The sequence below is a fragment of the Acinetobacter sp. SwsAc4 genome, from assembly GCF_013391535.1.
Lineage (GTDB): Bacteria > Pseudomonadota > Gammaproteobacteria > Pseudomonadales > Moraxellaceae > Acinetobacter.
Genome location: NZ_JACAXC010000010.1, coordinates 1 through 14655, shown reverse-complemented (window position 1 = coordinate 14655; position 14655 = coordinate 1). Strand labels below are relative to the sequence as shown.

General features: G+C 38.3%; 13 protein-coding genes and 2 pseudogenes. 11 read left to right on the top strand and 4 right to left on the bottom strand.

Features of this window, described 5'->3' with window-relative positions:
- The first annotated feature begins 9 nt into the window (after nucleotides 1–9).
- Nucleotides 10–1179, top strand: a complete 1170-nt coding sequence (locus HYG88_RS06850) for a phospholipase A (RefSeq protein WP_005160038.1) — start codon at nucleotides 10–12, stop codon at nucleotides 1177–1179.
- The gene (locus HYG88_RS06845) at nucleotides 1180–1707 is read left to right on the top strand and encodes a cysteine peptidase family C39 domain-containing protein (RefSeq protein ID WP_005160040.1); all 528 of its coding nucleotides are present in this window, start codon (nucleotides 1180–1182) and stop codon (nucleotides 1705–1707) included.
- Here the strand turns inward: HYG88_RS06845 and HYG88_RS06840 are convergent.
- The 3 genes from HYG88_RS06840 to ilvA all read right to left on the bottom strand — a co-directional run bounded on the left by HYG88_RS06840 (nucleotide 1695) and on the right by ilvA (nucleotide 5388).
- The gene (locus HYG88_RS06840) at nucleotides 1695–3032 is read right to left on the bottom strand and encodes a TrkH family potassium uptake protein (protein WP_005160045.1); all 1338 of its coding nucleotides are present in this window, start codon (nucleotides 3030–3032) and stop codon (nucleotides 1695–1697) included. The two genes, HYG88_RS06845 and HYG88_RS06840, sit on opposite strands and share 13 nt — an antisense overlap.
- Before the next feature lies 1 nt (nucleotide 3033).
- Complete coding sequence (locus HYG88_RS06835) at nucleotides 3034–3684, bottom strand: TrkA family potassium uptake protein (RefSeq protein ID WP_005160048.1); 651 nt, start codon at nucleotides 3682–3684, stop codon at nucleotides 3034–3036.
- Between the two features lie 159 nt (nucleotides 3685–3843).
- Nucleotides 3844–5388 carry a threonine ammonia-lyase, biosynthetic gene (gene ilvA, locus HYG88_RS06830; protein WP_171063558.1) on the bottom strand — a complete coding sequence of 515 codons (1545 nt, stop codon included), beginning with the start codon at nucleotides 5386–5388 and terminating at the stop codon, nucleotides 3844–3846.
- A gap of 98 nt (nucleotides 5389–5486) precedes the next feature.
- On the opposite strand from ilvA, the gene rpiA reads away from it, so the two are divergent.
- Nucleotides 5487–6158 (top strand): ribose-5-phosphate isomerase RpiA, encoded by a 672-nt coding sequence (gene rpiA / locus HYG88_RS06825; protein ID WP_005160051.1) that lies wholly within the window; start codon nucleotides 5487–5489, stop codon nucleotides 6156–6158.
- Nucleotides 6158–6844 carry a M48 family metallopeptidase gene (locus HYG88_RS06820; RefSeq protein ID WP_005160053.1) on the top strand — a complete coding sequence of 229 codons (687 nt, stop codon included), beginning with the start codon at nucleotides 6158–6160 and terminating at the stop codon, nucleotides 6842–6844. The genes rpiA and HYG88_RS06820 overlap by 1 nt, the downstream gene beginning before the upstream one ends.
- 1 nt (nucleotide 6845) lies before the next feature.
- Here HYG88_RS06820 and HYG88_RS06815 read toward each other — a convergent pair.
- Nucleotides 6846–7142, bottom strand: a pseudogene (locus HYG88_RS06815) (hypothetical protein); the annotation flags it as partial.
- Between the two features lie 248 nt (nucleotides 7143–7390).
- On the opposite strand from HYG88_RS06815, the gene argC reads away from it, so the two are divergent.
- The 7 genes and pseudogenes from argC to HYG88_RS06780 all read left to right on the top strand — a co-directional run bounded on the left by argC (nucleotide 7391) and on the right by HYG88_RS06780 (nucleotide 14447).
- Nucleotides 7391–8440, top strand: a complete 1050-nt coding sequence (argC, locus tag HYG88_RS06810; protein ID WP_005160056.1) for an N-acetyl-gamma-glutamyl-phosphate reductase — start codon at nucleotides 7391–7393, stop codon at nucleotides 8438–8440.
- Nucleotides 8441–8521: 81 nt separating this feature from the next.
- Nucleotides 8522–9271, top strand: coding sequence for a DUF6776 family protein (locus HYG88_RS06805; RefSeq protein WP_005160059.1), 750 nt, complete (start codon nucleotides 8522–8524; stop codon nucleotides 9269–9271).
- Nucleotides 9272–9290: 19 nt separating this feature from the next.
- Nucleotides 9291–9704 carry an ATP-dependent Clp protease adapter ClpS gene (gene clpS, locus HYG88_RS06800; RefSeq protein ID WP_005160061.1) on the top strand — a complete coding sequence of 138 codons (414 nt, stop codon included), beginning with the start codon at nucleotides 9291–9293 and terminating at the stop codon, nucleotides 9702–9704.
- 458 nt (nucleotides 9705–10162) lie between these two features.
- Nucleotides 10163–10321: pseudogene (locus tag HYG88_RS15425) on the top strand (ATP-dependent Clp protease adaptor ClpS); the annotation flags it as partial.
- 41 nt (nucleotides 10322–10362) lie between these two features.
- Nucleotides 10363–12648, top strand: coding sequence for an ATP-dependent Clp protease ATP-binding subunit ClpA (clpA, locus tag HYG88_RS06790; RefSeq protein WP_005160063.1), 2286 nt, complete (start codon nucleotides 10363–10365; stop codon nucleotides 12646–12648).
- A complete protein-coding gene (locus HYG88_RS06785; RefSeq protein WP_005160065.1) occupies nucleotides 12648–13010 on the top strand; it encodes a YnfA family protein in 363 nt (120 codons plus the stop codon). The genes clpA and HYG88_RS06785 overlap by 1 nt, the downstream gene beginning before the upstream one ends.
- Before the next feature lie 399 nt (nucleotides 13011–13409).
- The gene (locus HYG88_RS06780; protein WP_005160067.1) at nucleotides 13410–14447 is read left to right on the top strand and encodes a 3-deoxy-7-phosphoheptulonate synthase; all 1038 of its coding nucleotides are present in this window, start codon (nucleotides 13410–13412) and stop codon (nucleotides 14445–14447) included.
- Nucleotides 14448–14655 lie beyond the last annotated feature (208 nt).

Genomic DNA, 14655 nt, shown 5'->3' with positions numbered 1-14655 from the left:
GAGACATTTATGGCGTTCAAATCATTTGAACGTGGTCATCTTGAACTAAGTATAGTCGCTATACTTGGTTCTTTTGCTACGTCTGGTGTAAATGCTCAGGTAACTACACCTGCTAGTCCAGCAACTGTTGATGCTTGTGTTGCCTTGGCTTCTAGTGCAGAGCGTTTAGCATGTTATGACAGCCTTTTTAAGGCGCCGACCATTATTCCAATACAAGTTCAGACAGATGCCGCACCTGTGGTCACAGCCGCTGTGCCTGTGGTCGAGTCGAATGAACCAGACAAACCTGAATCTTTAAAAGACAAGGTGGTTCAAAAAGTCAGTGAGCTACATTTGTTGGGTGCTGCGCCTAAGTTTGATCCGAATGTTTCCTTGTTGGACCGCCGTTGGGAGTTGTCGGAAGAAAGTAAGTTGGGCGTATGGAATATTCGTGCCTATCAACCCGTTTATTTACTGCCAGTGTTCTGGACTAGTGACAAGAATGAATTTCCAAGCAGTCCAAATCCACAAAACACTGTCAAGGATAAACAGGAATTAACCTCTAGTGAGGCAAAGTTCCAGATTTCCTTTAAGACCAAGGCGTGGGAAAACATTCTGGGTAATAATGGCGATTTATGGGTGGGTTATACCCAGTCTTCACGTTGGCAGGTTTACAACTCTGAGGAATCACGTCCATTTCGTGAGACCAATTATGAACCTGAGGCAAGTTTAATATTTAGAACCAATTATGAAATTTTAGGTCTAAACGCACGTTTGCTCGGGGTTACCCTAAACCATCAATCCAATGGTCGTTCTGATCCATTGTCGCGTAGCTGGAATCGGGTGATTTTTAATCTGGGTTTTGAAAAAGACAACTTTGCTTTGATGCTTCGCCCTTGGTATCGCATTGAGGAAGAAGCAAAGGATGATAATAATCCTGATATTAAGGATTATATTGGTCGTGGTGATTTAACCGCATTTTATCGCAAGGGAGAAAATGACTTTTCTCTTATGCTACGCCATTCCCTTAAAGGTGGTGATAAATCACATGGCGCGGTGCAGTTTGACTGGGCATTTCCAATCAAGGGCAAGCTACGTGGTCATTTACAACTCTTTGATGGATATGGTGAGAGCTTGATCGATTATAACCATCGTGCGACCTATGCGGGTTTAGGCGTTTCTTTGATGAATTGGTATTAAATGAGTTTAAATATTCCTGAGTCATTGTTGCAGCTTGAAGCAAATTGTGGCGTATTCGCACTTTGGTTGATCTTGAAGCAATATCATACACATATTGATATTGCTGACTTGATTCAATTATGTGGTCATGACCAAGACGAAGGAACGTTCACCATTGCATTAGCCGTTGCACTGAAAAAATTAGATTTTGCTGTCTCTTTTTATACTGATCCCGATCCAAATATCGATGAAAAAGAGAAACAAAGTTATGTTGATGCACAACGTCTTAATATTCCGATTCACGTTGCTTTAACGTATGCAGAGATTCAAAATGCTTTTGAAAATGGTAAGTTTGTCATCGTTTTCTATGACACTTTACTGGGCGTAGGGAACCAATCCTTGATTTATTCAATAGACGAACAAGAGATTAGTTTCTGTGATCATTTTGAAGCGATGTCAAAAAGTATGTTTGAACAACAACGCCAAGCCGATGGAATTTGTCGGCAGGTGATTGTGGTTGAGCAATATTCAGAGTTTTATCCGATCTGAATATTGGCATTTGCATGTTTCAAACGACTTTTCTTTGGTGTAGCAATCAGGTAGGCGAGTGTTAATGGCCCAAGTCGACCTGTGTACATCAGTAAGCTCAAAACAAATAAGCTACCATCATGCAATTCACCTGTAACACCACGAGATAAACCAACAGTGCATGCAGCCGAAACAACCTCAAACATAAGATCTAAAACATCCAGTTTAGGTTCAAGTAAGAAAATTGTGAAACAGCCGATAAACACTAACATACCTGTAATTGCTGTCACGGCAAGCGCTTTATAGGTGGTTTCCTGCGAAACTGAATGATTGAAAATACGAATTTCTTCATTACGCCGTAGAAATGAAATCACACACAACAGCAATATTACAAAAGTACCAACTTTAATACCACCTGCGGTACTCAGTGAACCGCCACCAATAAACATCAATAGCATCGTGAGCAGTGTTGTACTGTGTTCCATCGACCCTGTATCAATAGTATTGAATCCCGATGAACGAGGTACTGTCGCTTGGAACCAAGCATTCATGGCTTGTTCACCAATATTCATTGAACCTAAAGTAAGTGGATTGTTGGCTTCTAAAAGCCAAATCAAAATAAAAGCCACAATATTTAGTGTTGCGATTGCACTGAGGATTAGCTTGCTATTCGGTGTAAGTTTATTCCAACGTTTATTTTGTTTAACGTCAATTAAAACAAGAAAACCAATTCCACCTAACGTATATAGCGTACTAATGGTTAAACAGATAAGATAATGACCTTGGAAATTTATTAAGCTGTTATTGAATAGCGAAAAACCCGCATTGTTGAATGCAGAAATACTGTAGAAAATTGAATAATATAATCCACGGTCAAAGCCATAAATAGGTATAAAAGAAGTACTTAAGATAATAGCGCCAATCAGTTCAAAAAAAAGTGTATAAATCACCACACCTTTTGCCACAAAGGTAACTTTAGATAAGCTGGTTTGACCTAAGCTATCTTGTGCCATCATTTGTTGTTTGAGCCCGAGTTTAGGCGCTAGACTTAAGGCTGCCAAAATAGCAAAAGTCATAAAACCCAAACCACCTGTTTGGATTAATAAAAGAATAATAACTTGCCCAAGATGATTAAAAGACTCATTTAAATTCACTACAGATAAACCTGTAATGGTTACAGCCGATGTTGCTGTAAATACGGCATCCATCCAGCTCAAATTGCCTTTATTGGCGATAGGGAGTTTGAGTAATAGTGTTCCAATGATAATAAAACTTAGAAACCCAATCGCTAATAAGGAGGGTGGACTTAAGTTAAAAATTTTTTGAGTATTTATTTTTATCGTCATTTTATACAAAACATCCTGAGAGCTTTCGGAGATGGCTGAGCGAGCCTTCTAAAATAAGTACGTCTCCAGCCTGTAGAGTAAAATTCACATCGGTTTCATATAGAATCTGTTGATCACGTTTAAGTAATAAAAGTTTGATATTGGGTTCTTGTTTTAAGATGCCCGATAAATTCACATGATTCAGCTTTGCTTGTACTGGAACTTTGACAATATAACGATCATCATCCAAAGCCATATAACGGCTAACCATGGGATAATTTAACGCTTGAGCAACCCGTACACCCATATCTTCTTCAGGGTGAATAATTTTACTGACGTTTAAATGGGAGAGGATAGTGTGGTGGGCTTTAGTTTTGGCTTTAACGAGGATTTTATCCACCCCTAAATTTTTTAGATTTAAAACACAAAGAATACTGGCTTCAATATCTTCACCAATCGCGACCACGACGGCATCACAATTTTGGATATTCAGTTCTTCTAATACATGTTCATCGGTTGCATCTGCAATCACGGCATGGGTAATGCGATCAGCTAAGCTCTCTACATTTCGTTTAATGGTGTCGATCCCAATCACATCATGATTGAGTTTGGTCAGTTCTAAGGCAACAGTTGCTCCAAAACTACCTAAACCAATGACTGCAAACTGTGCCATAACTGTCCTTAACTAAATGATAAAAATGTCTTTTTATTCATTTTAAGGTGGATTAATTGATCTGTTTGTAATGATTTTGTTTGCGATCACATATAAAAGATCAAAATCATTGGGTAAAAATAAAGCCGACATGATGTCGGCTTTAAATGATGAGGTGATTTATTTAAGGAAACGTTTATAACCAGTATTGTCACTGATTTCAGCATATGGATAAGTAATTTTCTCTAAAGTTTCGATCAAACCATCTGGATTTTGTTTTGCATCAGTTGCTTGTAAACCGACTAAAACACGACCTTCGGCTGCACCATGATTACGATAATGGAATAGGGTAATGTTATGCGTTGGACCTAGACGCTCCAAGAAAGTCAGTAGGGCACCTGGGCGCTCTGGAAATTCAACACGGAACAAGCGTTCATTTTCAAGATTGGCGTGACCACCAATTAAGTAACGAATATGCAGTTTTGCAACTTCATCATCGGATAAATCATCGACATCATATTGTTGCTTGAGTAATTCATGGATTTCGTGACGTTCAACTTCGCCACCTTTCAAGCTAATCCCAACAAATACTTGAGCTTGGCTATCATCACTGGCACGATAGTTAAACTCAGTAATATTACGACCTTGTAGAGCACGGCAGAAATTAAGAAATGCACCTTTCTGCTCAGGAATTGTGACGGCATAGATTGCTTCTTTACGTTCACCCAATTCAGTACGTTCAGCAATATAACGGAGACGATCAAAGTTCATGTTTGCACCGCAAACAATTGAAACCATGTTCTTTCCAGTGAGCTGGTGTTCGGTAACGTATTTTTTGATACCTGCCAAAGCCATCGCACCAGAAGGCTCGACAATACTACGATTTTCATCATAGGTATCTTTGATCGCGGCACAGATTTCATCGGTATTGACCGTAACAATTGTTGGATCAACAATTGGACCAGAATTATCTGACTTAGATAAGCGGATCATTTCAAAAGGCAATTCACCAATTTGAGCAACGGCTGTACCATCCGCAAATAAACCCACATGTGGCAGAATCACGCGTTCATTAGATTCAAGAGCAGCTTTTAGGCACGCAGATTCTTCATATTCAACACCAATGACTTTGACATGTGGTGCAACTTCACCAAGATAGGCTGCAACACCCGCAATGAGCCCGCCACCACCGACAGCAACGAAAACATATTCAACATCACGCCATTGGCGCAATAATTCATTGGCAATCGTTCCTTGACCAGCAATCACGAGTTCATCGTCATAAGGTGGGATAAAAACTAATCCTTCATCTTCTGCACGTTGTTTGGCATATTTATTGGCAACATCAAAACTATCGCCGTGTAAAACAACCTGTCCACCTAAGTTTTTAACCGCTTGTACTTTGATGTCAGGGGTCGTGCTTGGCATGACAATAATGGCTGGAATGCCTAATTTTTTTCCAGAGAGTGCAACACCTTGTGCATGGTTACCTGCTGATGCGCAAATCACACCTCGATCGAGTTGATCTTTAGGAAGTTGGCTAATCCTGTTGTAAGCACCGCGTAGCTTGAAAGAGAATACAGGTTGTAAATCTTCACGTTTAAATCGAATGTTATTGTTAATTTTTTGACTAATTCGTGGAGCTGCTTCAAGCGGTGTTTCAATCGCAACGTCATAAACCGTTGCTTGTAAAATTTGTCGTACCACACGAGACAGCATGTTCATCTTCCCTATAACAGTTTAAAATAGGCAATCATTGTAGCAAACCCCTGTGCATTTGCGCTGTTTTCTTGCAGCAAATGTCAAAATAGTTGAGTGAAGTCATGAGTCTATATGCAACCCAAGATGAAAAAAAACAAGCTGCGGCAAAAGCAGCTTTGAAACATTTGCCTAAAGGCGGCATTTTGGGCGTAGGAACTGGAAGTACTGTTAATTTTTTAATTGATCTATTACCAGAGTTGCAATTGGAAGCAGCCGTAGCAAGTTCTAATGCAACAGCTGAACGTCTTAAAAAATTAGGTATCGAAGTGGTTGATATGAACTCGGTAGGTGGTTTGGATGCCTATGTCGATGGTGCAGATGAAATTGACCGTCATATGCATATGATTAAAGGGGGCGGTGCTGCATTAACTCGTGAAAAAATCGTTGCTTCTATTGCTAAGAAATTTGTATGTATCGTTGATGATTCTAAATGGGTGGATCAATTAGGACGTGATTTTCCACTTCCTATCGAAGTAATTCCAATGGCGCGTTCTGCAGTTGCACGTAAAATCGTAGCTTTAGGTGGTGATCCTGTTTATCGCGAAGGTGTTGTTACTGATAATGGTAACGTTATCTTAGATGTTTTTAATTTAAATATTTTGAACGCACTTGATTTAGAGAAAACGATCAACAATATTCCAGGTGTGGTAACCAATGGAATTTTTGCTTTGAATGCAGCTAGTATTGCGATTGTTGCAACCAATAATGGTATTGAAGAACGTACGGCACAGTAATGCAATCAGTTTCGCTTGAAACACAATTGCCTGAAATTAAAGTAGTTCGACATGCAAGAGCGAGAAATTTGCGTTTGCGTGTTGAACCTACAGGTATTCGTTTAACAGTCCCTATCTTTTGTACAAAGCGGCAGATTCAGCAATTTCTGCAACAGTCTGAACAATGGTTATTAGAGACATGGAGCAAGCAACAAGAACAATTTAATCAGACTATAAATTTTCCTGAACAACTTGTTTTATTTTATCATTTGCAACCATTTCAAATTATTCAGCAACAGCAACGTCATATTTTTAAATTTAACTGGGAACAACATATTTTATTTATTCGAAATGAAAGCCCTGAATTAGCCTTAAAAGCTGCTGTATTAGTATATGCGAAACAGTTTTTACCAGAATATTTAAACTTAATAAGTGAGCAGACGGGCTTACAATATGGCGAATGCACGGTGAGAAAGCCAAAGACACGTTGGGGAAGTTGTAGTTCAAAACATGACATTATGCTTAACGCGGGATTAGTATTAATGCCGATGCATAATGTACGATCAGTGTGTATACATGAATTAGCACATACGAAGTATTTTGATCATAGTGCAGCATTTTGGGGTGAAGTAGCGAAGTATGATGAAAGTTATATCGAAAATCGCAGGCAATTAAAAAGTATTCAATTGCCTGCGTGGTGGTACTAAATCAAATAAAACTACATTCAAGTTGGGTTGTTTGTAGTTGATCTGGTGCCTTGCGAGTATCTAGACCTGCACTAGCACTTACTACTTGATTTCCATTTAATTTTATTTGAATAAACTTGTACTTTTGTAAAGTAAAGTCGATGTCAGTAGAACTACTATTGAGTAGGTAATCTTGACCTGTATTATTTATCAGCATTAAATTATCAGTACTATCGCCATCAAGTTTTGAAGTGAAGATTTGAGTACCTTTTTGTAGTTCTAAAACACCGTTAGCTCTGATATTTAGTTTGCAATCGTTATAAAACAATTTGACAGAACTTTTACACTGTTTTTAATGTTATAGCGACCAGTTAAGTGAAAAATAAGTTGTTAAATTTACATTTTTGTTTTTAGAAATTTTTATATTTTTACTAACTTTAGCTAGATACAAAATCAATTCCTCAAGTTGTAACTTAGAAATGCTATATAACTTATAGGGTTATGGATTGTGGAAATGGCGTCAAACTGCCATACTACAACCAGTATTTATAGTTTGAGGTAGAGCACGTGATTTCTGTTGGCATCGTCGGTGGAACTGGATATACAGGCGTCGAATTATTACGTCTTTTATTAAGGCATCCACAAGCCCAAGTACGTGTTTTAACATCTCGAACTGAAGCAGGAAAACGTGTTGCAGATATGTTTCCAAGCTTAAGAGGGCATACAGATTTAGCGTTCTCCGATCTTGACCTAGATGCATTAAAGCAGTGTGATGTTGTTTTTTTTGCAACGCCACATGGAGTTGCAATGCAACATGCTGAAGAGTTGATAGCTTCTAATGTTAAAGTAATTGATCTTGCTGCAGATTTTCGATTGCAAAATCTATCTGAATTTGAAAAATGGTACGGCATGCAACATAGCTGTCCAGATGTATTAGTCGATTCAGTGTATGGTTTAACTGAACTAAATCGTGAAAAAATTAGAACAGCTCAAGTGATTGGTAATCCTGGTTGTTACCCTACAACAGTACAGTTGGGTTTAGCTCCTTTACTAAAAGCTTCAGAAAAATTGATCAATCCGCAAAGTATTATCATCGATGCAAAGTCTGGTGTATCTGGCGCAGGTCGCAAAGCTAGTTTAGGCATGATTTATAGTGAAAATGCTGATAATTTTAAAGCTTATGGTGTCGCTGGACATCGTCATCATCCAGAAATTGTTGAAGCTTTAGAAAACATTTCGGGTGAAAAGGGACAATTTAATCATCTTATTTTTGTTCCACATCTTGTACCGATGATTCGTGGTATGTTGAGTACAATATATGTCGATTTAACTGAGCAAGCTCAGAATATAGATTTACAAGCATTGTATGAGCGTTTCTATGAAAATGAACGTTTTGTTGATGTAATGCCAGCAAATAGTTCGCCTGAAACACGTAGTGTGCGCGGTGCAAATGAGCTACGTATTGCTTTATATCAACCTCAACCGAATAAATTAATTATATTAGTTGCGCAAGATAATTTAGTGAAAGGTGCAGCCGGTCAAGCGATTCAAAATATGAATTTAATGTTCAATTTTGATGAGGCTGCGGGTTTAGAAGGCATTGGTTTATTACCATAAAAAACGCTTTTTTACTTCACACACATTTAAATTTGGATTTAAATGTGTGCTTTGATGTAAATCATAACGATAGAGATGATGATGGAAAACGCTGAACCGACTACTTCACCAGAAAGTTCCGTTAAAAAAAATAAATTCCTCAAGACGAATTTGCCCTTAGTGATTGCTGCTACATTACTGATTGGTAGTAGTTTTATGTTGGGTTATACTGTTGGGCATCGTCAAGGTTTGACTGTTGTTGGTTATGATGCAGATGCTGAACAACTTGTTGATGTTCTACAAAAGCAAAAAGCCACTTTGGATTCTGTTAGTAAGAGTTTAAATGCTGCTGTTCAAGAACGTGATATTGCGGTTAGTAATGCTGATGAGTTATTTAAAGGTATTAATCAAGCTAATGCTGATAAAACTCAGTTTGAAAGTATGAACGCCATTTATCGTGAAATTTTAAGACAGCGTGGTGGTGTTAGCTTAACTGTACAAAATTTAGCGATTAAATCTTTACCCGAAAATGCTTTTGAATATCAACTGGACTTGGTTCAAGTAAGCCCAAATAAACGTCGAGCTGTTGGTAGTGTTGAGTTAAGATTAATTAAAGATACTGAAGTTTTGGTTGTGCCATTAGAAGATGCCAATTTTAATTTCGATGATTTTGAACGGTTGACTGGGCGCTGGACCATGCCTAAAGGTTTCACACCTCAGTTTATTGAAGTTCGCTTATCTGGTTCAGCTACACCAGTGATTAAACGCTTTAGTTGGCAACGTGGTCAACCTGTTGATGTGAGTTCTGCTTTTGTATCAGAAATTCCTCAAGCTGAAGCAAATGCCCAATAAAATTTAGTAAGAACTGGATATGCGAAGATATAAACGTCAAATGAATTTAAGTGAAGTGAAAAATGCCTTTCATCAATCTGGATATGTCGATTGGCACTTAAATCCACGTTTAAGTGACTCGCAAGAGGATCATGATGGCGAAGTCATTGTTCAGACAGCACCACCTGAATTAAAAAAACCGCCACTATACGCTGTTGTTTTACTGAATGATGATTACACACCGATGGATTTTGTTATTGAGGTACTACAAAGTTATTTTGGAATGAATCTTGATCAAGCAAGTCAGGTGATGTTGACAGTTCATTATGAAGGCAAAGGAACAGCAGGTATTTATCCACGTGATATTGCAGAAACAAAAGCGAATCAAGTGAATAACTTTGCACGATCTCAAGGCCATCCATTATTGTGTCAGATCGAACCTGAGCAGCGTTAAAAAAAGCGAAGCTTTTTAGCTGCGCAAGACGAGCAACTGTGTTGGGAGTGAAAGCGTTAAAAAAGCAAAGCTTTGTTCCGAGCGCAAAACGAGCAACTTTGTTGCGAGTAACAGTGTTAAAAAAGCAATGCACTTGCGTCATATATGGCTCATGAGCTAAGAGTGAAAGCGTAAAAAAGCTGCTGAATATCACTTTCAGTAACCATATCTCGCGAATGGGTCTTTAGAAAACAAGGCTATCTTTCGATATGTGATTTAAGCGGTAAATTAAGACATATATTGTTTTGTGCTAAAAATATGAATCAATATACTGACAATCTTTATATTCAACCTATACATGATTTGTTAGGTTTTAACTAAGATCATAGCATATTAAAATTTCTCATAGGTTGAATACGCTTTCATAAATAAAGAATAGATTTGCTGTCTTTTTGAGCGACTAGGTAAGTCTTATTCTCTTTGTAATCGAAATTTTACAACAATACTTTGTTTTGAATCTTGACCAAGATACTCAAGTAATGCTAACTGTAGATTATGAAGTAAAGTGTTATTGTAAACGTATACTAGATAACGCTTTAAAGCCTCAGACAAACCAAGTTAATACCAGCTTATTCTAATATTATCCTTTTAGATGAAGCACAAAATATAAGGGGGTTGCATGCTCAGTCGTCAATTAGAAGTATCGTTACGTTTGGCTGTTAGCATGGCTCGTCAAAAGAGACATGAGTTTCTGACAGTTGAACACTTGTTGCTTGCTTTACTTGATAATGATTCAGCAGTCAATGCGTTAAAAGCATGTGGTGCTGATATCGTTACATTGCGTAAAGAATTAGAGGAATATGTAGAGCAACATAGCCCAAAACTTGGTGATAATAGTGAACAGGCGCCTCATCCAACTGAGAGCTTTGATCGAATTTTGCAACGTGCAATTTTCCATGTTCAATCGAGTGGTGGTGACCGTACGGTTGAAGGTGCAGATGTTCTAGTTGCAATGTATTCAGAACGAGATTCGTTCGCGGTTTATTTACTTAAACGTCATCAAATTAACCGTTTAACTTTGACTCAATACCTATCTCATGGCACTCGTAAAGATGAGATTCAAGTTGAAGAAGAAGTTGAAGATATTGAAGGTGAAAGTGCAGCTTCAGCAAATGCTGGGCCACTTGAGCAATACACGCTTAACTTAAATATCGAAGCACAAAAGGGCAAAACTGATCCTTTAATTGGACGTGAAAAAGAAATTGAGCGTGCAGCACAAATTTTATGTCGACGTCGTAAAAATAATCCGTTGCTTGTTGGTGATCCGGGTGTAGGTAAAACCTCAATTGCGGAAGGTTTAGCTTGGCTGATTGTAAATGGCAAAGCACCAAAACCACTTGCAAATGCTGAAGTTTATAGCTTAGACATTGGTGCTTTGGTTGCAGGGACTAAATATCGTGGTGACTTTGAAAAACGTTTAAAACAGTTGTTGAATGCTTTGAAAAAGAATCCAAATGCGATTTTATTCATTGACGAAATTCATATGATCATTGGTGCAGGCTCGAGTATGGGCAGCACTATGGATGCATCGAATTTAATTAAGCCTGCATTAGCGAATGGTACTTTGCGTTGTATTGGTTCAACAACTTTCCAAGAGTATCGTCAGGTATTCGAGAAAGATCATGCCTTGTCTCGTCGTTTCCAAAAGATCGATGTGAATGAACCAAGTATTGGTGAAACGATTGAAATTTTACGTGGCTTGAAAAGTAAGTTCGAAGATTTTCATCATGTTGAATACGATGATAAAGCTCTTGTTGCTGCTGTTGAGTTGTCAGCTAAATTTATCAATGATCGTTTTTTACCAGATAAAGCGATCGATGTGATTGATGAGGCTGGTGCACAACGCCGTTTGAAAGCTGAAGTCGATGGTACAACCATCTCGGTTGAAAATATCGAAGACATCGTTTCTAAGATTGCGCGTATTCCACCGAAAACAGTATCTAAAGATGACAAGTCTGTACTTGAGAATTTGGAACGTGATCTTAAACGTGTTGTATTTGGTCAAGATGAAGCGATTACAGCACTTGCATCAGCGATCAAATTATCTCGTGCAGGCTTGAAAGCACCAGATAAACCAGTGGGAAGTTTTGTCTTTGCAGGTCCAACAGGTGTAGGTAAAACCGAGGTTACGAAACAACTGGCGAAATTGCTCGGTGTAGAGTTGGTTCGTTTCGATATGTCTGAATATATGGAGCGCCATGCAGTTTCTCGCTTGATCGGTGCGCCTCCAGGCTATGTTGGATATGATCAAGGTGGTTTGCTGACAGATGCGATTCATAAAAATCCGCATTGTGTACTCTTGCTTGATGAGATTGAAAAAGCACATCCAGATGTATTCAACTTGTTGTTACAAGTCATGGATCATGGTGCTTTAACAGATAACAATGGCCGTAAATCTGATTTTAGAAATGTGATCATTGTTCTTACGACTAACATCGGTGCAGAAAGTATTGTTCGCGCAAGTATTGGTTTCACTGAACAAGATCATAGTGCAGACAATCAGGATGCAATGAAACGTGCATTCTCGCCAGAATTCCGTAACCGTTTGGATGGTGTTATTCAATTTAAAGCACTTCCGACTACGATTATCGACTCAGTTGTAGATAAATTCTTGACTGAGTTGCAAGCGCAGCTTGATGAGAAACAAGTGGTACTTGATGTTGATCAAAGCGCTCGTGATTGGTTGTCAGCTAATGGTTATGACCGTCTGATGGGTGCTCGTCCAATGCAACGTCTGATTCAAGAGCATCTGAAAAAGCCACTTGCTGAGATGATTTTATTTGGTGAGCTTGCTGAGCATGGTGGTAACGTTGCGGTTTCTGTGAAAACAGAAAATGGCAAAGACATTGGTTTAAAATTGGAAGTATTTGAAGATCATATTAACCCGAGTGCTGAACCTGCTTAATGTTTGAACTCTCTTTCTCTATAACCCAAGTACTTAAAGTATTTGGGTTATTTTTCGTGACAGCAATCGCTGAAATCTTAGGTTGTTATTTTCCTTATTTAATTTTGAATCAAGGAAAGTCGCATTGGTTATGGGTTCCTACGGCGTTAAGCTTAGCAGTCTTTGTTTGGTTACTTGCTTTGCATCCTGCGGCATCAGGTCGTATTTATGCAGCCTATGGCGGGATTTATATTTTTACTGCCCTAATGTGGTTGCGTTATGTCGATCAAGTCATGCTAACGCATTGGGATATTTTGGGTGGGATTGTTGTTCTTTGTGGTGCTTGCCTAATCATTTTACAACCGCAAGGTTTGGTTCGTTAAATGCTACAAAATATTTTTCAAAAACACTTGTCAAATGCCGAAATAGTGCGTAATTTAAGTGTTAGGAACAGTTTTTTAGATATTTGAAATAAACATGTTAAAGCATACTGTAAACACAAACGCATACTTTTATTTTTGGCAATATATGTAGTTGCCTGATGTGTTTTGGGCAGCAAAAAAGGGTTGCCCAACCAGTTAATACCTGATCGGCAACACCGATCAGGTTTTTTTATGCTTTAACAATCATGATTTTAGGAGAAATACCATGTATACATTTAATTATTCATATTTTAGCAAGATTTCTTGGTTTTACTTTGCAAAAAAATCAACATCACTTAGATCACACTTGCTCAAATAAATGATAGGACTGCGAAGAAGGTCAGTCCAAAGGAATTGAAAATGAATGCTTTAAATACTGCTTTGACACAACCACACACTCATTCAAAAGAATTAATACTTAGCTTGCCATCACAACTCAAAGCACAGTATCCCTTGTCTGCAACTTTAGCGCAGCAAATTTCAAAACATCGCCAAACGATTCAGAATATTTTATCTGGACATGATCATCGCTTAATGGTGATTACGGGTCCTTGTTCGATTCATGATCCTATCGCGGTACTCGAATATGCTGATCGCCTCCAACAACTACAAGAACAAGTAAAAGATCAAATATTCTTGGTGATGCGTGCATATATTGAAAAACCGCGTACTACAGTGGGTTGGAAAGGTTTCTTATATGATCCAAATTTAGATGGATCATCAGATTTACAACTCGGTTTAGAAAAGTCTCGTGCGCTATACTTACAACTCATCGAAAAAGGCTTGCCGATTGCCAGCGAAATTTTAAGCCCAATGGCAACAGGTTATTTTGATGATTTACTGGCTTGGGGTGCAATAGGTGCACGTACCAGTGAATCACAGATTCATCGTGAAATTTCTAGCCATATGCCGTACAGTATCGGCTTCAAAAATGGTACAGATGGTTCAATCCAAATTGCTTTGGATGCGATTCAGTCTGCACTGCATGGTCATCAATTCTTAGGTATGACCCAACAAGGTTTACCTGCAATTTTGCATAGCAATGGAAATCCTTTACCACATTTGATTTTACGTGGTTCAAATCATGGAACTAATTATGATTTAGCTTCGATCCAAGCCATGCATTTCAAACATAAGCAATTACCGGCACTGGTGATTGATTGTAGTCATGGCAATAGTGGCAAAGACCCATTACAACAACCGAATGTTTTAAAGCAGATCATTGCAGAACGTGCTGAGTCGAAAGTTCGTGGTGTGATGATTGAAAGTCATTTAGTGGATGGGAATCAAAAGATTTCTTGCGATATGACATATGGGCAATCAGTAACCGATGGCTGTTTAGGCTGGGATAAAACAGCACAAGCTTTATTGGATATTGCTGAGCGGATGCGAAAGTAAAATTTATATAAAAAAGCCAATCATTGAGATTGGCTTTTTTATATCTATGTTGATTTAGGCAGCATGTTTAGATTGAGCATTGTAAGCCTCCAGTGAATCACCACTATTTTTAGTGGATCAATCCCCCGATAGTGTCCACTAACCAATAAGTGGACACCTATTTATGGATTTAAAGACAGTTATAGACAGTGCACCAACGCAAAAAAAG

Bases quoted from the DNA above. Each gene is read 5' to 3' on its own strand.
- HYG88_RS06850 (WP_005160038.1), top strand. From the start codon at position 10: ATGGCGTTCAAATCATTTGAACGTGGTCATCTTGAACTAAGTATAGTC.
- HYG88_RS06845 (WP_005160040.1), top strand. From the start codon at position 1,180: ATGAGTTTAAATATTCCTGAGTCATTGTTGCAGCTTGAAGCAAATTGT.
- HYG88_RS06840 (WP_005160045.1), bottom strand. From the start codon at position 3,032: ATGACGATAAAAATAAATACTCAAAAAATTTTTAACTTAAGTCCACCC.
- HYG88_RS06835 (WP_005160048.1), bottom strand. From the start codon at position 3,684: ATGGCACAGTTTGCAGTCATTGGTTTAGGTAGTTTTGGAGCAACTGTT.
- ilvA (WP_171063558.1), bottom strand. From the start codon at position 5,388: ATGAACATGCTGTCTCGTGTGGTACGACAAATTTTACAAGCAACGGTT.
- rpiA (WP_005160051.1), top strand. From the start codon at position 5,487: ATGAGTCTATATGCAACCCAAGATGAAAAAAAACAAGCTGCGGCAAAA.
- HYG88_RS06820 (WP_005160053.1), top strand. From the start codon at position 6,158: ATGCAATCAGTTTCGCTTGAAACACAATTGCCTGAAATTAAAGTAGTT.
- HYG88_RS06805 (WP_005160059.1), top strand. From the start codon at position 8,522: ATGGAAAACGCTGAACCGACTACTTCACCAGAAAGTTCCGTTAAAAAA.
- clpS (WP_005160061.1), top strand. From the start codon at position 9,291: ATGCGAAGATATAAACGTCAAATGAATTTAAGTGAAGTGAAAAATGCC.
- clpA (WP_005160063.1), top strand. From the start codon at position 10,363: ATGCTCAGTCGTCAATTAGAAGTATCGTTACGTTTGGCTGTTAGCATG.
- HYG88_RS06785 (WP_005160065.1), top strand. From the start codon at position 12,648: ATGTTTGAACTCTCTTTCTCTATAACCCAAGTACTTAAAGTATTTGGG.
- HYG88_RS06780 (WP_005160067.1), top strand. From the start codon at position 13,410: ATGAATGCTTTAAATACTGCTTTGACACAACCACACACTCATTCAAAA.